Annotated in this window: 17 protein-coding genes; 12 read left to right on the top strand and 5 right to left on the bottom strand. The window is 36.6% G+C overall.

Annotated elements, in window-relative coordinates; all coding sequences use genetic code 11:
• Nucleotides 1-392 precede the first annotated feature (392 nt).
• From PVV57_RS02110 to PVV57_RS02095, 4 genes are all read right to left on the bottom strand, one after another.
• Nucleotides 393-1,178: a DUF1499 domain-containing protein gene (locus PVV57_RS02110; protein WP_273783351.1), complete on the bottom strand. Its 786-nt coding sequence runs from the start codon at nt 1,176-1,178 to the stop codon at nt 393-395.
• Nucleotides 1,179-2,193: 1,015 nt separating this feature from the next.
• Nucleotides 2,194-2,733, bottom strand: a complete 540-nt coding sequence (locus tag PVV57_RS02105) for a hypothetical protein (RefSeq protein ID WP_273717653.1) — start codon at nt 2,731-2,733, stop codon at nt 2,194-2,196.
• On the bottom strand, nt 2,726-3,322 hold the full coding sequence (locus PVV57_RS02100; protein ID WP_273717652.1) for a DUF1214 domain-containing protein: 597 nt from the start codon (nt 3,320-3,322) through the stop codon (nt 2,726-2,728). Before PVV57_RS02100 ends, PVV57_RS02105 begins: the two co-directional genes overlap by 8 nt.
• Nucleotides 3,323-3,339: 17 nt before the next feature.
• Nucleotides 3,340-5,490 (bottom strand): transglycosylase domain-containing protein, encoded by a 2,151-nt coding sequence (locus tag PVV57_RS02095; protein ID WP_273717651.1) that lies wholly within the window; start codon nt 5,488-5,490, stop codon nt 3,340-3,342.
• A gap of 395 nt (nt 5,491-5,885) precedes the next feature.
• Between PVV57_RS02095 and PVV57_RS02090 the strand changes: the two genes are divergently transcribed.
• From PVV57_RS02090 to PVV57_RS02035, 12 genes are all read left to right on the top strand, one after another.
• Nucleotides 5,886-6,122 carry a hypothetical protein gene (locus PVV57_RS02090; protein ID WP_273717650.1) on the top strand — a complete coding sequence of 79 codons (237 nt, stop codon included), beginning with the start codon at nt 5,886-5,888 and terminating at the stop codon, nt 6,120-6,122.
• 21 nt (nt 6,123-6,143) lie between these two features.
• Nucleotides 6,144-6,812: a response regulator transcription factor gene (locus tag PVV57_RS02085; RefSeq protein WP_273717649.1), complete on the top strand. Its 669-nt coding sequence runs from the start codon at nt 6,144-6,146 to the stop codon at nt 6,810-6,812.
• A complete protein-coding gene (locus tag PVV57_RS02080) occupies nt 6,809-8,227 on the top strand; it encodes an ATP-binding protein (RefSeq protein ID WP_273783350.1) in 1,419 nt (472 codons plus the stop codon). Before PVV57_RS02085 ends, PVV57_RS02080 begins: the two co-directional genes overlap by 4 nt.
• Before the next feature lie 299 nt (nt 8,228-8,526).
• Nucleotides 8,527-9,300 carry a tetratricopeptide repeat protein gene (locus tag PVV57_RS02075; RefSeq protein WP_273783348.1) on the top strand — a complete coding sequence of 258 codons (774 nt, stop codon included), beginning with the start codon at nt 8,527-8,529 and terminating at the stop codon, nt 9,298-9,300.
• A 301-nt stretch (nt 9,301-9,601) separates the two neighbouring features.
• Nucleotides 9,602-10,081, top strand: a complete 480-nt coding sequence (gene ccmE, locus PVV57_RS02070; RefSeq protein WP_273783346.1) for a cytochrome c maturation protein CcmE — start codon at nt 9,602-9,604, stop codon at nt 10,079-10,081.
• A 7-nt stretch (nt 10,082-10,088) separates the two neighbouring features.
• Complete coding sequence (locus tag PVV57_RS02065; RefSeq protein ID WP_273783345.1) at nt 10,089-12,068, top strand: heme lyase CcmF/NrfE family subunit; 1,980 nt, start codon at nt 10,089-10,091, stop codon at nt 12,066-12,068.
• Between the two features lies 1 nt (nt 12,069).
• Nucleotides 12,070-12,525, top strand: a complete 456-nt coding sequence (locus PVV57_RS02060; RefSeq protein ID WP_273717644.1) for a cytochrome c-type biogenesis protein — start codon at nt 12,070-12,072, stop codon at nt 12,523-12,525.
• A gap of 187 nt (nt 12,526-12,712) precedes the next feature.
• Nucleotides 12,713-14,224, top strand: a complete 1,512-nt coding sequence (locus PVV57_RS02055; protein ID WP_273717643.1) for a Do family serine endopeptidase — start codon at nt 12,713-12,715, stop codon at nt 14,222-14,224.
• A gap of 81 nt (nt 14,225-14,305) precedes the next feature.
• Nucleotides 14,306-15,004 (top strand): response regulator transcription factor, encoded by a 699-nt coding sequence (locus PVV57_RS02050; protein ID WP_273783344.1) that lies wholly within the window; start codon nt 14,306-14,308, stop codon nt 15,002-15,004.
• Complete coding sequence (locus PVV57_RS02045; protein ID WP_273783343.1) at nt 14,988-16,370, top strand: HAMP domain-containing sensor histidine kinase; 1,383 nt, start codon at nt 14,988-14,990, stop codon at nt 16,368-16,370. The genes PVV57_RS02050 and PVV57_RS02045 overlap by 17 nt, the downstream gene beginning before the upstream one ends.
• Before the next feature lie 98 nt (nt 16,371-16,468).
• Nucleotides 16,469-19,393: a bifunctional [glutamine synthetase] adenylyltransferase/[glutamine synthetase]-adenylyl-L-tyrosine phosphorylase gene (locus PVV57_RS02040; RefSeq protein ID WP_273783341.1), complete on the top strand. Its 2,925-nt coding sequence runs from the start codon at nt 16,469-16,471 to the stop codon at nt 19,391-19,393.
• 781 nt (nt 19,394-20,174) lie between these two features.
• Nucleotides 20,175-20,999, top strand: a complete 825-nt coding sequence (locus PVV57_RS02035) for an outer membrane protein (protein ID WP_273717639.1) — start codon at nt 20,175-20,177, stop codon at nt 20,997-20,999.
• Between the two features lie 1,413 nt (nt 21,000-22,412).
• Here the strand turns inward: PVV57_RS02035 and PVV57_RS02030 are convergent.
• Nucleotides 22,413-23,303: a metallophosphoesterase gene (locus PVV57_RS02030; protein ID WP_273717638.1), complete on the bottom strand. Its 891-nt coding sequence runs from the start codon at nt 23,301-23,303 to the stop codon at nt 22,413-22,415.
• Nucleotides 23,304-23,501: the final 198 nt, after the last annotated feature.

Genomic DNA, 23,501 nt, shown 5'->3' with positions numbered 1-23,501 from the left:
AATATAAAAATTATAATAAAAAAGAATACAAAAAAAACATATTATTGTTAGTGATAGGTTTAATTTTTGTAATTGTTTTTATAATAATTTTTATGAATATATACTATAAATTTAATTTATTTAATAGCATATAATCTTAAAAAAATGTTTGCTGATTACAGTGAGACAGTGTCTTTAATAAATATCAAGCATTATCATCAAGAGTTCTGTTTTTTATTTCCTATTTTTGAATCTTTTTAATTATTTCAAGCATGGGTTATTTTGAGATTATTGTCTTTTGTATAAGCATTGTCAGTTTATAGTTTTTGAAAAGTGATTGTTTGCTTATGTATCATGATTTATTGAAAAATAAGCAATTTTTATGAAATAAAGTGTCTTATCTCTCTTGATTTTTATCCATCATCTTGAGAAAGAGGGAGAGAAGCGATTTCTGTATCAAGTGCATCCATAAAATTGATAATAAAAGCAGCATTCATTCCCAAATCTCTTGGTAAATAGCGAGAAGCAGAGCGCATATCAACAAAAGTAGTATCCCCTTCATCAGTTAAACGAATGATAATGTCTGAAATAAAACCAAGGTAAAAAGTTTTAGCTCTTGTTTCAATATAAATCTCATTGTCTTCGCCTTTGAATTCTCGTTGTGCGACAATAGGCCAATCATAGGCTTCTAAAACATTGAGAACGGATTCGCGAATACGGTTAGGTGAGCCATCATAACGGCGCCCCGACATTTCTGGCCATTGTGACATCTGTAATGTTGCTTGTTCAGTCAAAACACTTTTGAGGGGTAAAGCATCGCTGGGACGTATTGTGCGAAAAAAAGTGGGTGGGCTTTGTGTGTCGGTAGAAATATCGTAAAGAGCTGGTAAGGTCAACCAAAGTCCAAAAAATAACATCAATGGTGTAGCAGTTATGAGTGAATAAATGATCCCTTTTAAAGCTTTCATTCCCCCTAGGGCTCCATAGACCCATAAGCTATGAAGTGCTTTTAAAGCAAGAAGAAGAGAAATAATCACACAACAAGTAGAGATTCCTATCAAAATTATAAAGTCGCTTATGTTAAGCACGGAAAAACGTTGTAAGATGATCGAAAATAATAAAATAAAAAACGCTAATCCACCAAAGCGAGGGGACCATACCGCTGCTCTTGAAATTAATCGAACATATTTCTTCTTCATGAAGTTTTTCCCCTCAGCTGTAAATTATAAGCAAAGTTTTTTCAAATTATCTATCTTACAAAAAGCTTTTGCTTATAAGACAAAAGTAAAGCACTTATTTTTGAGGTCAAGGATGCGAGATGTCTCATCAATTTCTAGCGATTATTTTAGCGCTTCATTGAAGGTAATAAGTATTTCTTCAGCACTTTATGATGTCATTGATCGAACTTTATAAGAATGTTCGTAAATACGTAAAAATAAGATCAACGAACAAGTTTTTCCGTTTTTATCAGCATATAGAACTTTCCTCTTTTTCCTCTCATTGCGGAAAATTTTTTCTGTAAGATAAGCCTATCGAATAATGGAACACTATTAGGGTACAAATTCACGGCACTTGTTTTTAAGAGACATCTCTCAACGCTTGTCACACTCATTGCGCGACAGTGTCTATGAAGGGTAATAACGATAAAGCGATTAAGCATCCCCACTTTTACGTTTATGAAGAAGAAAACCAGCATTATCATTCTATTTGTTCGCTCCAATGTTGCGATAACTTTTGAGCAGACCGTTTATAAGAGACATTTTTAGTTTTTTCTCGTACAGTTTTTATTTACACGCCAATCTCGCTTTTGACGTGCAAAAGACATGGTTTTGATTGATTCAATATGGGTTAAGTTTGGAATGAGAGAATCCTGCGATATTCGGAGCACTCATTCAACAGTTAAAGAAATAAATTATCATTATAAATAAAAGTATTTTGCAAGTATAATATGAATATGTAAAACAGAGATTTTATCTTATATTACTAATTAATAGGCTACTTTTTCTTTATACATGTGGTTTGTATTTTAATAGAGGATTATGTGAGAGGATTAAAAATATTTTTCTATCTCAATAAAAAATTTAAGCATCTAAAATCAGACAAACCGGAATTCGAGTATTCGCTGAATAGAGGAAAAAGATAACTGTTTTGATAGATCTTGTTTCGTTTTTATTAAAAAGAAGGTCGTTGTACAAATGAGAAGTGAGAATATTTTTATTCATAAAATATGCGGCAGGTCGCTGATGAAAGAAAAGCTTCACTTTCTTTTTTTGCAAGGGAAGAAGGGGAAAAAATACGTAAAATAACAAAACCTTCATTCAAATTTTTAGCAATCAAAACTGAATTGGCATTTTTTTGAGGCTTTGACTTTTTGAGTTCTATGATTTGTATTGGTTTTCCAATGATAAGATCGAGTGTAGCATCAGGGGCTGTTCGGTCATTAAGGCTATAGAAAATAATTCCATTGTGTGTATAGGCTGCCAGTGACCAAAATTGTCGTGTTTTTAAAGCTTTTAAATGAACAGGTCCATTTTCAAGATTAAATCTGCAGACTTTAAGAAGAAAGAGTGGATCAGCAGATTGTTGAATAGGATTATCGGGAGGTAAATCAACAAATTGATAAGGGGCTCCAGATTTTTTAAGGCTTGTCCATATATTATTTTGTGCCCAAGTGGGGATCATAAAGAGAACGCAAATATGAACAATAATAGCGCCAATGATTGCAAGAAGTGCGGTATGAATAAATCTAATCACAATTTATTTGTCCTGATGGGATTTGTTCTATAGAGGGCATTGTAAGCTTTTGTAATGCCGTTGCTGAGATGATTGAGGTATCGTATAGGGTGAGAATAAGCCCGAATTCTTTTTGGCTCACTGTTGCAAGCCAATTTCCGGCTTGCGGTGTGGATGAAATATTGATGCGCAAGGAGCCATCATGTTCATAAGTAATAGCATTTGTGTGGAGTTCAAAAGGTATATCTTCCGATGAAGTATAGGGTTTAAGGGATTTATCTGCGGTATAAAGGGTAAAAAGACGGGTTTCAGGGATGCTGCCTTTGAGCAAATAATGACAGAGAGGGTGGAGTGGACGCCCTTGGTTATCTTGCCAAATCTGGAACCTAATACCTTCAGTGCGTCCAAGTGAAACGATGCCTTGTTTGGCAGTGCGGGCACGGGTATAAGGATCCATATTGGTGGTTCCTACTTGTGGGTAAGCACTCCATTTTCCAATTGTAAAGCGTCCAAAATGAGGAAAGGAATTGAGCACATAATCGACACTCAATGTTCCCCATAAAACCGAAAAAGCGAAGATAAAAAAGAAAATGGTAATATTAAAAAGCATCCGTGAATATCTTGAATTCAAAATGTTGAATCTCCCGTTGTTTTCATTTTAAAAAAAATTGCAGATTGTTTTTTTAGATCTTTGTTAATCAATCGCACGATATGCAATGTTTCAGGAGAAAGTGTAGAGGGTATTGGGGGGGAAAATTCAGAATTAGCATGGGAGGAAAGTGTTGGTGGCTGATAAGGAAGGAGGGAATCTTTTACACCGTAGAGCTGTTTGAGCATGATATTTTGGTGTGCTGCGAGCATGATGCGATGCCATATCATGGCAGGAACACCACCCCCAAAAGCACGATTCATTGGTGAAAAGTTATCATTTCCCATCCATACCGCTCCAGTATAATTGCCCGTAAAGCCAACAAACCAAGCATCACGATAGGATTGTGATGTTCCAGTTTTTCCAGCAACAAGAGTCATGGGTAGAGCAGCACGCTTACCGGATCCTCGTGTTGTGACACCCACCATCATTTGGTTCATATAAGCTGCTGATTGTTCACTGAGTACTCGATGGAGCTTATTACCGTTATGCTCGAAATCCCACACTACATGACCATCGATTGTTCTGATTTGTGTGAACCCATGACGATTACCAGCGATCCCGCCATTCGCAAAGACATTAAAGCCAGTTGCTTGATCCATGGGGGTCATGTTGGAAGTTCCAAGGACCATCGTTTTATGTGATAAAATATGTGCGTTAATTTCCATACTCTTGATGAGGTCTATGATGGGTTTTGTATCGCGGTTAAGATATTGATAGGTGAGATAAACAGGGACTGTATTAATGGAAAAGGCTAAAGCCGTTGCTAAATCAATTTTTCCCAGATAACGACCAGAATTATTTTTTGGTGTCCAACCGCCCCAATTGATGGGGGCATCTAAAACAATTGTTGAAGGTGAAAGACCGTGTTCCAGGGCGGTTGCGTAAACATAAGGTTTGAATGAAGAACCAGTTTGTCGTCCACCTTGGGTCGCTCTGTTAAATTGGCTTTTTTTATAGTCCAGTCCTCCAACAATTGCACATACGGCGCCATTATTATCGAGTACAACGGTGGCGGCTTGTGTTACGCGATATTGTTGACCATATTGATGTAAATGATATGCAATTGATTCTTCTGCTATTTTTTGAAGTGCTGGATCAATGGTTGTTTGAATGACTAAACTATGGCTTGGAAGTTGATCACGCATTTTTTTGACTTCTTCGAATGCCCAATCAAGAAAATAATCAGGCTGATTATTGTCTATTTGGGGAAGTGCCCTAGCAGGGTGGCGATGTGCGTTGATAATCTGGCTCTTTGTCATAAAGCCGCTGTTAACAAGATTAGAAAGGACGACATTGGCACGTGTTTGAGCCGCAAAAAGATGGCTATGAGGGGCGTATTTTGTTGGAGCTTTAAAGAGCCCTGCGAGCATAGCCGATTCACTCAAAGATACATGACGTATATTTTTTCCAAAATAAAATTTTGCCGCGGCTGCAATACCAAAATTATTTCCTCCCATATAGGCACGATCAAGATAAAGTTGCAAAATCTGTTTTTTGCTAAAGTTTGCCTCTAACCAAAGAGCAAGATAAGCTTCTTTGATTTTACGTGTTATGGTTCTCTCGTTTGTTAAGAATAAATTTTTAGCCAATTGTTGTGTGAGAGTTGAACCACCTTGCACCACACCTTTAGCTTGCATATTTTGTGAAAGTGCCCGTGTAAGCCCCTGAAAATCAATACCCCAATGATCGAAAAAACGACGGTCTTCTGTAGCGAGAACCGCTTTAATAACGGTGTCAGGCATTTCTTCAACGGGGACAGAAATCGCCGGCAGTGCACCACGGTGACCAATGGAATTTCCATAGCGATCTAGAAAAAGAATGGAAAAATTTTTAGGAGAAGCCCAATCTGTTTTGGTTAGTTCAAAAACAGAAATGCCCAAAATGGTAAAAAGAGTAAAGCCCATCAACCCTAATGTTAGTATTTCATCGAGAACTTCAACGATAAAGCGTTTCCATCCTTGAAGATGAAAATTTTGTGAGATGATTTTTGCCTTTTTCCAGAAAAAACTGTTAGCAGAACGAATGCGATAAAGCGCTGTATCTAATCGTGCATCTAATTCGATGAGAGCAGGGCTGTGAAATGGCTTATGCTGTTGTCCTTTCTTTTTTTTAAAAAAATTAAACATTTAAAAAGAGCCTATGGCAAAGCAATACAACCAAACAAATCTATAAAAATTATATGGAGTAGAAGTATTTTTTTTCTATAGAGCTACAGAGAAAGAGTTTATTTGAAAATTATTCATTTCCCGTAAAACAGTGTATTAAGCTTGTATTATTTTATCCAATAAACTTTATGCTCATTATTAAAAATATTTTATTTTGAATTTTTAAAAATTTGGATTAATATTAGTATGTTATTCTGTAAATTTAATTAATATTAGTATGTTGTTCTGTAAGACGGAGGATAAATTATTTTTCATTTGTCGCTTTTAAATTGACTTGTGATTTTTAAATTGCCCACCAAAAAACATTATTTCTTTTATCTTATCAGAAGATAAGAAGAGAGGTTATTGAAATATCTATGATGAAAAAAGTTTTTTTGTTCGTGTTAATAACTGCTTTTTTAGGAGCCGATTCTGTTATGGCTGCCGGTTGCGTTGAGGCGGGTAAGAAGGTTGCAACTCAAGAGAAAGGAGTTCTCGTTCGTTCAGAACTGGTTGTTCATGATGGAAAGAATATGTGTGCAATTGTGCTTGTTGTACCAGCCCGTAATGGTGAGAAATTGCGCCGTGTTGAGTTTTTCGTTCCTACTGATTAATCTTTGACAGATGGTGTTGTGATGCGTATTTTAATCGTTGAAGATGATCGGAATCTTCACCATCAATTAGCAGAAGCTGTAAGACATGCAGGATATGTTTCCGATAGTGCTTTTGATGGTGAAGAGGCTTATTTTTTAGGCAGCACAGAGTCTTATGACGCGGTGATACTTGATATAGGTTTACCGCAGACTGATGGTATTCGTGTTGTTGAAAAATGGCGTCAAGAAGGGCGCACCATGCCTGTTTTAATGTTAACGGCACGAGATCGCTGGTCTGATAAGGTACACGGTATTGATGCAGGGGCTGACGATTATGTTGTGAAGCCATTTCATTTGGAGGAAGTGATAGCGCGCTTGCGGGCGCTAATTCGTCGTACGACAGGACATGCGACAAGTACCTTATGTTACGGAAATGTTTTGTTGGATACGAAGACATCTCGTGTTTTTTTGGATGGTCAATTGATTAAACTAACATCTTATGAATTCAGACTTCTCTCATATCTCATGCATCATTGTGACAGGGTCATTTCAAGAACGGAGCTTACTGAGCATCTTTATGATCAGGATTTTGATAAGGACTCGAATACGGTGGAAGTTTTTGTAGGGCGGTTACGCAAGAAGCTTGGCGTGGATTTGATTGAGACTATTCGAGGAATGGGGTATCGCGTGAGAGCGGGAGGTGATGAATGAATGTTTTCAAAGAGGATCATTGGTTTCAGAGACTCTTTTTTGTAATTACGCGATCTCTCAGTTTACGTGTTATGATCTTATCAACACTATGGGTTGTTATTTCTCTTTTATCGATTTCTACAGTGAGTATTTTATTTTATAAACGTTCAACTGAAGAGAGCCTAGAGCGTATTCTTTCTGCTCAACTCTATAGTTTGATTGCAACAGTGACGGTAGCACCAGAAGGCACTTTGAGAGAAGGGGCTGGAATTGATGATATTCGTTATGCTGATCCAACAACGGGATGGTATTGGGAAGTTGTTGCCATATCTCATAATTTAAAAGGAAGATTGACCTCCCCCTCATTGGGATCAGGAGAGATATTTACACCCAGCGATGTCGATATACCTTTTGACAATAAATTCTTTCGCTCTTATCGGATAAAGGGAAACAATGGTCAAAAGCTACAAGTGATTGAGAGTGATGTTGTTCTTGATAATAAAAATCATATTGCACGTTTTCGGCTTGTTGGGAATATTGATGAAGCGCATGCTCAAGTAAAGGGATTTAAGCGAACTTTGCAAATTTTTCTTTGGAGTTTTGGTATCGGGAGTGTTCTTATTAATATGGCTATTATTTTCTTTAGTTTTCAACCATTTAAGCTTATTCGACGCGCATTGAATGATATTCGAAAAGGAAGAGTTCACTATGTGAATACCGATTTAGTCAGCGAAGTCATGCCGCTTGCCCAAGAGATGAATGCTCTCATTAAGAATAATCAGCGTATTATTGAGCGATTTCGCACGCAGGTTGGTAATCTCGCGCATTCATTGAAGACACCTCTGTCCGTGATTATGAATGAGACAGATAAGATGCGCGGAGAAAAGGCTTGTTTGTTGAGAGAGCAAACGCAAATAATGCAAGCTCAAATCAATCATTATCTTCAGCGGGCGCGGATTGCAGCACAATGCGATAGTGTTGTCTATCATACATCTGTCCGCAGTATGGTTGATCGTTTAGTGCGGGTTATGAAAAAGCTTAATCCTGAAAAACAAATTGAATTTATGATGGATGTTGATGATATTGTTTTTTCTGGAGAGAAGGAAGATTTAGAAGAAATTATAGGGAATTTGATTGAAAATGCTACTCAATGGTCTCGTGTAAAGGTGTTGATCTCTTGCTGTTTAGAAGCAAACGTTGAAGAAGAAAAATACTTTAGTATCCTTGTCGAAGATGATGGTCCTGGTTTAACAGAAGATAAAATTGATGAAGCGTTAAAAAGAGGGTGGCGGTTTGATGAAAGTAAGCCGGGGACAGGTTTAGGGTTAGCAATTGTTTCAGATATGGTGAATGAATATGGTGGCAATCTCTTTTTATCGCGTTCTGTCTTGGGGGGGCTGTGTACAAAAGTCTTATTACCCAAAATGGGAGAATAACATATTTTCTCCTTAAGCAGGAAATGTCTATAAACTTTGTAAAGAAATCTTTAGACAATACAAAAAAGTAGGGACAAAAAAGGAGGGAGGCTTTTCAGAAGATCCGTATTTATAATCAAAATAGAAAATAAAATCTTGTTTTTGTTTTCTTGGTAGAGGTGAGCCATATAAGAGAAATGAACAATAGATTTTACGATATTCTTCATAAAAAGATAAATTTTTATCCTTTCACATCACTCTTCTCATGAAGAGAGCAAAAGATAAGCGCGTTATCTTTGTTCGTATTGGAAAAAAACGATATGCTCTTACTCATTTTGGCAGCATTTTTTCTCACTTTTCTGGCAATTATTCTTTTTCTTTCACTACGTTTTGACGATGGGGTAAAGAAAAATTGGCAAGTTCAAACCATGAATGGTTATAGAAGTCATATGCATACGGTTGATTCTCATAAGCTTTATAGGCATTATAAAAAAAGAAATATTCTTAAAGCTTTAAGTGTTTTGTTTGTCCTGCTTATGACTTGGAGTATCTATGGGCTGACAGGCAATCCAGAAGTGAAAAGTTATTTTTTTAGCGAATTAATGGATAAGAATCCTAAAATTCTAAGTCAGCAAGAAAAGCTTGTTCGTCTACAAGTGCTTTTTTTCCGCTCTCCTCATGATGGCAAGTTAGCAGATGCGTTAGCGGTAGGGTATCTCGAAGAAAGTCATTTTCAAGAAGCTGTGAATACTTATTTAGATGCACTTCGTTTGAATGGAGAAACAGCCCCAAGGCTTGTAGGATATGGTTTAGCATTGGTTGGTTCTGAAGGGGGAGTGATAACGCAAGAGGCACAAAATGCTTTTCAAAAAGCAGCAGATTTAGCGCCAACAGATTTTTACCCGCGTTTATTGTTGGCCGATGCATTTCATCAAGCCGGAAAAACGGCGCAGGCAGTGCAGTTTTTACAAAGCTTTCTTGATACAATGCCTGAAAGTTTTGCAGGACGCTCACGGGTTGAAAAAATGATGTTTCAGTTACTTGGCACAGCAAGTGAACGGACAAAGAAAAGTGATCGTCGCCAATTGAGATAGAGAAATAAAAAGAGAAAAGCTATTTAGAACGACAAGAGCAGTAAACATCTAGAAGTGGAAGGTATATGTGGAAGGGGTGAAGAACAGAAATGAAAAATGTCAAGAACACGGCACAAGTCGTTATAGATTAAATAAAAATTGGTGTAAAAATCAAAAAAGGAAGAAAAGTATTGATAAGCTTGTTTGCAAAGGTGAGGTATTTGATAAAAAGTTGCACCTCTATAGAAGATGTGCAAAGCTCTTAAAAAAATAAAATATGGATGCTTATAGAACGTGTTGAAAATTTTTTCGTAGAGTGTCTATGAACAATCAATCTTTAAAGAATTCTGCTTCGTTGAAGCTTATTTTAAAGCAGCGAAAAAAAAAGCGCTTACTGATCATCTTATTGTGTTGTTTGGTTATGGCAATTGCAGCAAGTCTCATTGTGTATGCAATGCGTCATGCGGTCAGTTTTTTTAGAATGCCCTCTGATATTACAAGAGAAGATATTTTAACTGGACGCTCTTTGCGTTTGGGCGGCTTTGTTGAAAAGGGGACCGTTCAATATACGGGAGAGAGAGGCGTTATTTTTTTTGTAACGGATAACACAAAACATGAAAAAGTGGTTTTCAATGGTGTCCTACCGGATCTTTTTCGTGAAGGTCAGGGGGTGATTGTAGAAGGACATTTCGATAAACAGGGTTTTTTTATAGGGACGCGTATTTTAGCAAAACATGATGAAACTTATATGCCTAAAGAAACCGCTGATCGCTTGAAAAAACATTACAGTATGGAGAAATAATTCGATTGTGCTTGTTGAACTGGGTCATATTTTTTTAGCCGCAGCATTTGCCGTAAGCTTATTAGAAGCTTTTTTGCCTGCTTTAGGTTTTTGGAGGCAAGAGCGTTTGTTAATGCAAACAGCTATTCCTCTAACATATATCACTTTCACATTATTGCTCTTATCTTTTTTAGTGATGATTTACGCTCATGTTGTATCTGATTTTTCTGTTTTAAATGTTGTTGAGAATTCTCATTCAGAAAAACCGATGCTCTATAAAATCACCGGTGTTTGGGGCAACCACGAAGGCTCTATGTTGTTATGGGTTTTAAGTCTCACTTTTTTTAGTGCATTGATGGCTTTGTTTAGCCAATATTTGCCGGAAGATTTTAAGACACTCATTTTAATTTGTCAAAGTTGGATTACAAGCGCTTTTCTTTTATTTATTCTTTTTGTATCCAACCCATTTTTACGTGTGAATCCACCAGCATTACAGGGAAATGATCTCAATCCTCTTTTACAAGATATCGCATTAGCGATTCATCCCCCCCTTCTTTATTTAGGTTATGTTGGTTTTTCACTTTGCTTTTCTTTTGCTGTTGCGGCATTGATTATGGGGCATATTGATAAGATTTGGGCGCGTTGGGTCCGTCCTTGGCTTTTACTTTCTTGGTGTTTTTTGACATTGGGGATTATGGTTGGCTCCTATTGGGCTTATTATGAGCTAGGGTGGGGAGGGTATTGGTTTTGGGATCCTGTTGAAAATGTTTCGTTTATGCCTTGGCTTTCAGGAACGGCTCTTTTACATTCTGCTCTTGTTCTCGAAAAACGAGGAATATTGAAAAGTTGGACTTTGTTTTTAGCATTGCTTACTTTTTCCCTTTCTCTTATGGGAACGTTTCTTGTTCGTTCGGGACTTTTAGTTTCTGTTCATAGTTTTGCTGTTGATCCAGCACGGGGACAAGCAATTCTTGCACTTTTATTTTTCTTTACGGGAGCGGCTTTTCTTCTTTTTGCTTTGCGCATCCCTCTTGTAAAAACAGAAAGATTTTTTCAACCAATTTCGCGCGAAGGGTTTATTGTTTTAAATAATTTGTTACTGACAACAATAACAGCCACAGTATTGATTGGTACACTCTATCCTTATTTTATTGAGATGTTAACAGGGCAAAAAATTTCTGTAGGGGCTGCTTTTTTTAACCTTACCTGCGGACCACTCATGCTTTTGCTGTTGTTGTTTGTTCCGTTTGGATCAATGATGGCATGGAAACGCGGTGATTTTCTCGCAGTTTTTGAACGGTTGTGGTTTGTTTTTGTCTTGGTTGCTACCATCTGTTTTATACTATTTTATGCGACATCTGTGCGTGATATTCTTGCAGTTTTAGGCATTGGGCTCTCAGCGTTTGTTTTTTTAGGCAGTTTAGCGGACCTGTGGGGAAAAAGTGGATATGGCAAGAGAGCTTTTTCAGTACGCGTTAAGAGATTTTTTGGATTGCCGTGGTCTGTTTTTGGTGCAGCAATGGCACATATGGGACTAGGCGTTACATTATTTGGTATTGTCTGTGTGGCAAGTTTTAGTCAAGAACGTATTTTAACCATGAACATAGGAGAGTGGGTGACGATAGCGGATAAAATGCTTTATTTTGATACCGTGCATGATCGTTTTGGTTCGAATTATTCGGCAATGGAGTTTTGTTTTAAAATATATGAAAATAAAAAAATCGTGGGTCATGTAACAGCTTCAAAGAGATTTTACTCAAGCCAAAATACTTTGACAACGGAAGTTGGTCTTCAAAATTATGGCTTATCGCAGCTCTATATTGTGCCGGGACATCTCGATAATCGGGGTCTTGTTGTGCACATATGGTGGAAGCCTTATATCATATGCATTTGGTTAGGGGCATTCATGATGGCTATGGGAGGATGTCTTTCTCTTCTGGGGTACTGGTTTCGTACTGGCATGTACAAGAGGGTTCTGCTTGCTTTAAATTTTTGGAGAAGACATTGAGATGAAAAAAATTCTTTGGATTTTATTTTTTTTAATCGCAATGTTTCCTTTTCGATTAGCTATAGCAGTAGAGCCAGATGAGATTTTAAAGGATACAATTCTTGAAAGGCGCGCGCGCGGTATTTCATCGCATTTACGTTGTCCGGTTTGTCAAAATCAATCAATTGATGATTCAGATACTTCTCTAGCACGTGATTTAAGGCTTTTAATTCGGGAAAAACTAAAAATGGGCTATAGTAATCAGCAGGTGATTGACTTTCTTGTTGAGCGATATGGTGAATTCATTCTCTTAAAACCACCATTTAATAAAACAACTTGGTTTTTATGGTTTTCGCCTTTGATTATTATCATCATTGGTGCAAGTGTCATATTTTTCCAGTTAAAAGGGTATAAGCGTGGGAAAATAATGATTGTAAATGCAATTAAGAAAAAACAGTCAAAAACGCCATTACATTAAAAAGGATATTATATAAGAGGGAAAGCTTAGCTCATTTGCAATGAGCATTCAACCTTATTGTAATTATATTGAAGGATACTGAAATCTTACAAAACTTTAACAATTTAGACAGAAAACGGTAAGGTCTGGTATTTTATAAGTGATCAGATTGGGATAGAAAGTATGATTGAATAGGAGCATAGAGTAAATGTTAAAAAAAACTTTCTTTAAAACATTTGTCGCAGTAAGTTTTTCCGCAGTATTGGAGAGTGCACTGTTTTTTAGTGGATGTACATCAAGCTTATGGACGACAAAGGCTCATGCAAGTTCTGTATTTACTTCGTTAATGCAACAACAAGGATTTGCAGATATCGTTGCTCAAGTAAAACCAGCGGTTGTTGCAGTACAAGTAAAGAGCAATAAAAAGAAAGAAGATTGGTTCTTTAGTAACTTTTTTAGTGGTCCAGGGATTGATCAATTACCAGATCAACACCCTTTGAAAAGGCTTTTTAAAGAGTTTTATGATTTTGATAAGCCTAAAAATAAATTTCCCAATCATTCACAGAGACTCCGTCCTATAGCTTTTGGATCGGGTTTTTTTATTTCGTCTGATGGTTACATTGTGACCAATGATCATGTAATTTCTGATGGGACAAGTTATACAGTTGTTCTTGATGATGGTACAGAATTGAACGCAAAGCTTATTGGGAAAGATCCCAAAACTGACCTTGCTGTCCTAAAAGTAAATGATAAAAGAAAATTTTCCTATGTTGATTTTGGTGATGATTCAAAGCTTCGCGTTGGAGATTGGGTTGTTGCTATTGGTAATCCATTCGGTCTTGGTGGAACTGTGACAGCAGGTATTGTTTCGGCACGTGGACGTGATATTGGCACGGGTGTTTATGATGATTTTATTCAGATTGATGCTGCTGTTAATAGAGGAAATTCTGGAGGTCCAACTTTTGATTTGAATGGTAAGGTTGTTGGCGTTAATACGGCGATTTTTTCTCCTTCAGGAGGCAATGTTGGGATTGCTTTTGCTATTCCGGCAGGGACAGTGAAACAGGTTGTGCAACAACTTATCGAAAAAGGTTCAGTTCAACGTGGTTGGCTTGGGGTTATGATTCAGCCAGTAACGAAGGAAATTTCTGATTCGATAGGTTTGAAAGAAGCGAAAGGTGCTTTGGTTACTGATCCATTAAAAGGGCCAGCAGCAAAGGCTGGTATCAAGGCAGGTGATGTCGTTATTTCAGTGAATGATGAAAAAATTAATGATTCTCGTGACTTGGCAAAGCGTATTGCAAATATGAGTCCGGAAGAAACCGTGACTTTAGGGATTTGGAGATCCGGTAAGGAGGAAAATATCAAAGTTAAACTTGCTGCAATGCCTGAAGATGCAGGTAAGAAAGAAAGTTCAAAATATTTAAATGAACGTGGAGATTCAGATGAAACATTGGAAGATTATGGGTTAATTGTTGCTCCTTCTGACGATGATTTAGGATTGGTTGTAACAGATGTGGATTCGGATTCAGATGCTGCAGATAAGGGAATCCGCCCAGGTGATGTCATTGTGACAGTGAATAATAAATCTGTTAAAAAAACTTCTGATATTACTGATGCAATCAAGGATGCCCAAAAGCTAGGGCGAAAAGCTATACTCTTACAGATCCGAACAAATGATCAAAATCGTTTTGTCGCTCTTCCAATTTTCAAAAAATAGCACTTTATGATGAGTGGGACAGAGATTTTGTAGATTTCTGTCCTACAATGTAATTTTATAAAAATAACGGAGATGCGTTTTATGAAAATACTCGTTATCGAAGATGATCGTGAGACAGGACGTTATCTCGAAAAGGCTTTTTGGGAGGTAGGGCATTCCGTTGATGTTGCCTATGATGGTGATACTGGATACGCTTTAGCGATCACAGAAAGTTATGATGTTATGGTTGTTGATCGGATGCTTTTGCGTCGTGATGGGCTTTCTATTATTTCGGAATTGCGTGCTAAAGGCAATGAAACACCAGTTCTTATCCTTTCAGCTTTAGGGCAAGTTAATGATCGTGTGACGGGTTTGCGTGCAGGGGCAGATGATTATTTGACAAAGCCTTATGCTTTTTCTGAACTTCTTGCGCGTGTTGAAGTATTACAACGGCGGAAGAATCCTAAAGAAGCAGAAACTGTTTATTGCGTAAGCAATCTTGAGCTTGATCGGTTAGCACATACGGTAAAACGGGGGGATAGAAACATTCTATTGCAACCACGAGAGTTTCGTTTACTTGAATATTTAATGCGCTATGCGGGGCAGGTGGTTACACGCACTATGCTTTTGGAAAATGTTTGGGATTATCATTTTGATCCACAAACAAATGTCATTGATGTCCATATTTCTCGTTTGAGAGCCAAAATTGAAAAAGATTTTGATGTTCCGCTTCTTCATACTGTGCGAGGCGCTGGATATATGCTGAAAGCACCAGATAACAAAGATGAATCGTTTGATTAATATAATGCGCACGACAGCGCTAAGGCTTTCAGCGCTTTACATTTTATTGTTTGGATTGGTGGCAACAGGTCTTTCTATTTATATGACGGCATTTTCTGCTTCGTTGTTAACAGAGCAAACTGAACAGGCTTTACATGAAGAATTAAAGTATATTGAAAATGCTTATAATTATGGAGGGCTCCCTTTATTAATACGCACGATAGATTATCGTTCAAGACAACCAGGGGCATTTCTTTATCTTGTCACAGATCCTATGGGGCGTATTTTAGCAGGCAATGTAGCACGTATTGAATTAGGTCTTTTGAAGCAGAGTGGTTTTATTTCTACCTCCTTTTTGTATTCACGTTTTGGAGAACATGGCAGAACAAGTGAACATCGCGCTTTGGCGGTCGTTTTTGATTTGCCTAATGCTATGAAGATTCTTATAGGACGCGATTTGGATGAGCCCGAACGTTTTGCGGCGGTTATTCGTAAAGCTGTGATCATTGCACTTGCTGCAATGGTGGGAGGCGCTTTACTCATATGGTTTTTTGTTGGCAGGAGAGCTTTACAAAGGATTGATCAGGTCACGGCAGCATCACGGCGCTTGATGGAAGGTGATTTCAGTGGGCGTTTACCTGTTTCAGGGGTAGGGGATGAGTTTGATCGATTGTCAACGAATCTTAATGTTATGTTAGACCGCATTGAAGAGTTAAATATTGGTTTACGTCAAGTATCAGATAATATTGCTCATGATCTGAAAACACCGTTAACGCGTCTTAGAAATCGTGCTGAAGAGGCGCTTTCGGCAAACAAGACAAAGTTTGAATATCGTCAGGTCCTTGAGAGTGTTATTGCTGAATCAGATCAACTTATTCGTACGTTTAATGCGATTTTAATGATTTCACGCATCGAAGCGAGCAGTGCTATTGAGCATCTTGAGATGATGAATATGAAACTGATCCTTGAAGATGCTGTTGAGCTTTACGAGCCTTTTGCTGAAGAGTCAGGTGTTTTACTTCAGTTAGGAGATATATTTGATAAAGAGCTTAAATTGAATCGTGAGCTTGTCGCGCAAACAATTTTTAATCTTATCGATAATGCGATTAAATATGCATCTAAAGATGGGGAAAAAGCGAAGGTTTGCTTATCAATGGAATATCGTGATGAACATTTATTAGTTGTTGTAAGCGATAATGGTCCAGGAATAGCAGAGGATAAACGTGAAAAAGTAACAGAACGATTTGTTCGTCTTGAAGAAAGCCGTACACAACCTGGTTTTGGGATTGGTTTAAGTATAGCAAAAGCAGTTATGAAGCTGCACGGGGGTGAATTGTTACTTGAAAATGCAAATCCAGGGCTTAGGGTTGTTTTGTTATTTCCTTAAAGATATTTTCTTCAGTTTTTTCTTTTCATACGGAACGACTATTTTACAAGTATAATGCAATGGATAAGGAAGGCAAAATGCTTTTCAAGGGAGATGAGATGAAACAAGCTTTTTTAAAAACACAGCTTCTCTCTTTATGCCCTCTCCATGAAAGTGGTTCCCAATGGTTAAAAGACATGGAAGAACAAGCAAGGAAAGAAGGTTTAGAACCGCTTGTTTCCATCATTTCAGAAAATGGAACGCAAATTGATTTTATCCGTGCGGTTATGACTTTATCTCCTTTTTTGCGTGAGGTTTTAATTGCCAACCCATCATATCTTAGTCCTTTATTGCATGTTGATATAGAAACAAGGCTGAGCGAAATTATCGATGATATTACGGTTATTGATAAGGATAAATCTATAAATGAAACTTCATTGATGGCTGCTTTAAGGCGCAAAAAACGAGAAGTGCATGTCCTCATTGCTTTAGCTGATTTGAGTGGTGTTTTTACTTACGAAGTTTCATGTGCTTGGTTGACACGTTTGGGTGAAGCTGCACTAGGTGTAGCATTGCGTTTTCTATTAAGAGAAGCACATGATCATGGTAAGATCAATTTGCTGAGCCGTGAGAATCCAGAAAAAGACTGTGGTTTAATCATTTTAGGGATGGGAAAATTAGGAGCAGGAGAACTTAATTATTCTTCTGATATTGATCTTATTGTTTTTATTGATGAAACGTCCCCTCATATTGGTAATCTTTCTGAAAGTGTCGACGTATTTTCTAAAATGGTACGTCGATTAATCCGTATCATTCAAGAGCGCACTGCGGAAGGATATGTTTTTCGTCTTGATTTTCGTCTTCGTCCAGATCCAGGATCAACACCTTTGGCCTTACCGGTCAGGACTGCCTTGCGTTATTATGAAGGGCGTGGACAAAATTGGGAACGAGCCGCTATGATTAAAGCACGTCCAGTTGCTGGCGATAAGAGAGCAGGTTTTAACTTTCTGAAAGAACTTTTTCCCTATGTGTGGCGAAAATATTTAGATTATGCTGCGATTGCTGATATTCATTCGATCAAACGTCAAATTCATGCGCATAAAAGTTACGGTCAAATTGCAGCTTATGGACATAATATAAAGTTAGGTCGTGGTGGTATTCGTGAAATTGAGTTTTTTGTTCAGACACAACAACTTATTGCTGGTGGGCGTTTTCCTCAATTACGTGGACGCCAGACAGTTGCAATGTTAGCGGAACTTCACACGCTTGGTTGGATTAGTGGGGAAACAAGAGATAATCTTATAAAAAGTTATGCTTTTCTAAGAAATGTGGAACATCGTATTCAGATGCTTGCGGATGAACAAACGCATCTTCTTCCCAATGATATTTCTCAATTCACGAGCGTTGCTTATTTAATGGGCTATCACGACAGACGCGGTTTTATCCGTGATTTATTAAAAACACTTCATGTTGTTGAAAAACACTATGCAGCACTGTTTGAGAATGAACAAGAACTTGGTTTAGAAATTGGCAATTTAGTTTTTACAGGAGAAGAAGATGATCCGGAGACGTTAATAACATTAAGCCGTTTAGGTTTTGAAAGAGCGAGTGATATTTGTCGGATTATGCGCACCCTCCATTTTGGTCGTTATAAAGCAACGCAATCTGCTGAAGCGCGAGAGAGATTAACAGAATTAACACCAGCTCTTTTGAAAGCTTTTGGCGCAACAAAACGTGCTGATGAGGCGATGTTGCGTTTTGATAGTTTTTTACAGGGCTTACCCTCAGGAATTCAGCTTTTTAGTCTTTTGCAGTCTAATCCCTCTCTTTTAGATATGCTTGTCCTTATTATGGGGGCTGCGCCACGTCTTGCGGAAATTATTACACGCAGATCTCATGTTTTTGATGGAATGTTAGACCCAAATATTCTTTCAGAATTACCGACAAGAACCTATTTAGAAAAACAGCTTGAATATTTTCTTGAAGATGTTCTTTCTTATGAGGAAATTCTCGACCATTTAAGGATTTTTGCAGATGAACAACGTTTTTTGATTGGTATTCGAATTTTGAATGGTACAATTACAGGGGAAAGAGCAGGTTTTGCTTTTACTGCGCTTGCTGATCTGATGATTACAAAAACATTTTCTGCCGTTCAAGAGGAATTTTCTCGTCTTCATGGCCGTATTAAAGGGGGACGCGTTGGCATATTGGGAATGGGGAAGCTTGGAAGTCGTGAATTAACAGCGGGTTCGGATGTTGATATCATTTTACTTTATGAACACGATGATGATGCAGAAATATCTGATGGAGAAAAGCCTCTTTACATCTCTCAATATTATACGCGTTTAGCACAGCGCCTCGTTTCTGCTTTATCCACACTTACAAGCCAAGGTGTTCTTTATGCCGTTGATTTAAGGTTACGGCCTTTAGGCAATAAAGGACCTGTTGCTGTTTCTTTTCCATTTTTTAAAAAATATTATCGTCAAGAAGCATGGATATGGGAATATCTTGCTTTAACAAGGGCTCGAGGCATTACAGGAGATCCAGATTTTTTACAAAAGCTAGAAAATGAAGTGTGTGCAATTATTGCTATTTCTCGTAATAAGAACGAAGTCGCAAAAGAAGTATGTGAAATGCGCTCTTTGATTGCAAAAGAAAAGCCGCCAAAAAATCAATGGGATTTGAAAACGATGTCTGGTGGCATTATGGATTTGGAGTTTATCGCTCAATTTGCTCTTATTACGCATGTCATTGAGTTTCAAATTGGAGCGACGACCGCGGATATTTTAGACCACTTACCGAACAGTTTTCTTAATCAGTCATGTATTGCTGATTTACATTATGCCTATGGTCTCTATACAAATTTGAGTCAAATTATACGGCTTTGTTTAAATGATCTCCTTGATCCCAATGATATGCCTCCTGGATTAAGTGACCTTTTGCTAAATAGTGTTGGGGAACCTGATTTGCTTCGTGTTGAACAATTAATTGCAGAAACTGGGCAATTGGTTTGTTCAGTTTTTACAAAAATTATGAAATATTAATATATTTTATAATAATTTTATGAAAGCATTGAATGTGATTATTAGATAAAACATAAATAGATATTATAGAATAATAAAAACTGTTCATTCCATTTTTATATCTTAGTTTTAATATTTTATTATATACTTGACAGTTTTAGAGAGTGAAAATTTTTCTCTATTGATTTCTCAAGTGTGATGAAAGAATTTCATTTGTTAAATGAGCTTGTTTTTCGGCATCATTCTTTATAAAAAAGCAATCTAGTGACGACCTTTTAGTGAATGATACTCTATGGTCTTAGCTCATGGGTATGATAAAAGCATATGGCTCATTTATTAAGCAGCAGTCTATCAGATACACTGATGAATTGAGAAATCTTCAACACAAGAATATGGGAAAGAGTGTTTTTTATCACGCAGCTTTAGATAAAAACTTATAGAGGGAGTGGCTATATATGATTTCTTATAACACTAATATTACGAAGATATTTTAATTAGATAAGACAAAAACTTTTGTTGATTATCTCTCTCATTTTTTCAAAAAATTGATATTATAATTATTTATACAATGCTCGCTAATAATAAAAAATATGAAAATATAAAAGATAATATAGAGTAATAATTAATGTAAAATTAATAATATTTAAAAGTTTTATAATATATTTATTAATAAACTATTTTTATTTTTTAATGTAAACTTTAATTTTTTATAACTGTGTCATTTTTGTTATAGATTTTTTGCAAAAAGTGTGAAACGATTTACTATTATTTATGTATCACATTAGCTTTTAGGGGAGCAATTATGATTACAAAGTATTTAGTCTCAACATCTATCTTTTCTTTAATTTCAATTTCTGTATTACAGGCAGGAGATGTCGTTGTTCGTGAGCAGCCTGTTTCTGTTATTACAGCACCTGCTTTTTCTTGGACAGGGTTTTATCTTGGAGGACAGATTGGCAATTTTTCAGGTAAAACAACTGCAAGTTATTTAAAGGCTGCTGGAAAATGGGAGCGAGTTCCAAAAGAAAATTTACCTAAACTTTCTGGTTTTATAGGGGGGATTTATGCAGGTTCCAATATTGATATCGATAATGGTCTTATTATAGGTATTGATACGGATATTATGTGGTCTGATAAAAAGAATGCGAAGGATATTCCTATACCCCAAAAAAAACAAACTGGAGAAACATCAAAATCTTCAGAAAGAACAAGTCTAACAAGAGATTCTCATGAGGAGGAATCTCCAGCGTTGCTTATTGAGGCTATACGTCATACTTTAAAACAAAAATGGTCTGGTGCTACGCGGGTGAAAGTTGGTTTTGCGATTGAGCGTATGATGCCCTATGTTTCTGGAGGGGTTGCTTATACGCAGCTTCAGAATATTTTTGCGTCAATAGCTGATAGCAAAAGTAGAGCAATTGATCTTTCTGATTTATTGCATGATGAGAAAAAGACCATGATTGGTTATACCCTTGGAGGGGGTGTTGATTTTGCAATGACTGATAATGTCATTGTGCGTGCAGAATATCGTTATTCAGATTTTGGCAAGAAGAAGTTCGTACAGGATAAATATGAAATAGGCTACAAGACAAATGATTTCCGCGTGGGTGTAGCTTATAAATTTTAATTTTTTGCAGAATTAAACGGTTTAAAAGTCTCATTTTCAAATGAGGCTTTTATTTTTTAATAGGTACAGGAAAATATTCCTGCACTCAGAAGGAATGCTGTTTTATTTGAACAATAGTTTGATTTATAAAGATAATTCACTATTTATGTGGAATGAGAATTACGAATATCATAAGATTTTCTCATTTCAAATCTATTCTATGTTGAAACAATCAAAACCATCTCTTTTGCACGTCAAAAGTCGGGAGAGCCGTGAGGATAAAAAACATTAAAGAAAGAAAAAATGCCTCTAATGAACCGTCTTAAGTACCGAGAGCCATTGCAATATTGGGGGAAAAGAGTGTAATGGTAGCGATTTTCTCCCTCATAAACGTAAAAACATAGTGTTCAATGGATTTTACCATTAATCCATTCATGGGTTGCCGTCGTGAAATGAGCTTAAGTAGCAAAGATGCTTATTTAAAACAAACGTGTAAATTGGCAACCCAATGGCATTCTATCGTATTTGAAAAGCCTCTCATACAATCGACTTTTCTATTTTACGCTATCATAAAATATTTTATTTAATAACAAAAAATTTCTTTTAAAGCGCGTTAAAATTACATCAGCATCATAACTCAATAATAATGAAAATTCATATTATAATTTTTTATTATTATTGGATATTTTATACTTTATTATAAATAATAATACAGAGTAATACAATAATTATAAAATACTTTATAGGAAAAATAGATAGAAAATTAATAATTTATCGTGACATAAAAAACATTATTATCTATGTCTATTATTGAAATAGAGTCTATTATTTTTCATAAATTCTTCAAATTTACGATAATAACTGTCGAGTATAAAAGTAGGGGATCATTTCAAATTTATTTATCATAAATCAATCAACATCATTTGTTTATGAATTACAAGGGGATGGATTATTGAAATTATATGTTTTAGTTATTATTGGGCTTTTTATCGTCATTGATATTGAGGTATAGAAGCTAAATAAGCTTCTCTATTATCCTATAAAATATCATTAAGTGGTATGAGGATTTTGCGTATGAGATGCTTTGGTGGGAGGGGTAAAGCAAGGTTTGTAGAAATTTGTGAAGTAAATCGCATACACAATCGGCAGAGGAAACCCGTACGAAAAGAATCCGGATTATTGATAGATCAGATAGGATAGAAATTTTCGTCCTTGAGAATGGGAAGGACGTAAACCAATGAATTTGTAAAGTTAGTCACATCAGTGGGCAAGCCAATGGAGCTTTTCTGAGAGAAATTGATTTATCGACAAAAGAAGGGTAAACTTTGTCTTGTTAAGAAGAGAAGGGCAATAAAATTATGATTTACAAAGGGATATGAAGTAAAAATATTTTCGCTTTAGATTGTTTGGGTAACGTTGGAAGTGTTTAAGCATTTAAAGATTAATTGTTTCAGTACAGGCGATCTCGTTTTGGGGGTTGATAATGCTATAACGTTGCAACTGACAGTGCCATTGTTTTTGTAAGCGGTCAATGGAAAATAAATTAAAGCCTGCGGGTGGTTTTTTATCACCAAAAGCTTGTGATGCGGAAGGAACACCAACAATAGGGATTTTTTTAATTGGTCCTTCAATGTATTTTAAAGTGGGTAAATGAGTATGTCCGTGAAGAATAAGTTCGCAACCGTGACGTTTTATAACGTCTAGAAAACGTTTTATATCCCGTAATTTTTTATGCCAAGACGTTGCCTTGGGAAAAGGAGGATGATGGATCATGACGACACGAAAAAGGTTGCGCTGTGCTGCTTCATTTAAAAGGTGCGGTAACGTTTGCGCTTGCATTTTACCAAAATAACCAGAAGCTTGAAAAGGAGGTGTCGCAATGGCTGAAGAAGCAGCTATGATGGCGACATCTTCGCGAATGCGCATATAAGGAAAAGGAAAGGCGCTTTTTTGAGGCACATCACCTGTGATCCAAGGTTTAAAGAGAGTACATGCTTTTTGCAAGGCTCCACGGACATAGGCATCATGATTGCCAAATGTCAAAGAAATATCTTGAGGTTGTCCCAAGTTAAGGAGCCAACGACGGGCTTGTTCAAATTCCTTATCGAGAGCAAGGTTCACAAGATCACCAGAGATCACAAGATGATCAGGCTTTTTTTTGTTCAAGGCATCTATTAAAGTTTCAAGAACATTTGTTGCCATTTGACTCTTACGTTTTTTTTGCCAATTCAGATAACCGGTAAGACGCTTTCCAGAAAGTTCAAAAAGGGAAGGTTTTGGGAGAGGGGAAAGATGTACATCCGATATATGGGCAAGATAAAACATAAAAGCTCGTAGAGTATTAAAGGCGATTTAAAGAATAAACATAAGGTAAGTTAGTGCTTAAAGGCAAGAAGGATTGTAAAATGAAAAGTTGAAAATATGAGAAAATTTTGAGGAGAATTGGTGTTGTATTATCTTTTTTATGAAAAAGGACAGCGTAATACAACAGATCATTCCTAGCAACCGATATGTCTTTTGTAT

It is taken from the genome of Bartonella sp. AU15XJBT (assembly GCF_028618615.1).
Classification (GTDB): Bacteria; Pseudomonadota; Alphaproteobacteria; order Rhizobiales; family Rhizobiaceae; genus Bartonella.
The sequence above is the reverse complement of the archived record's forward strand: the minus strand, read 5'-3'. Positions and strand labels throughout refer to the sequence as shown.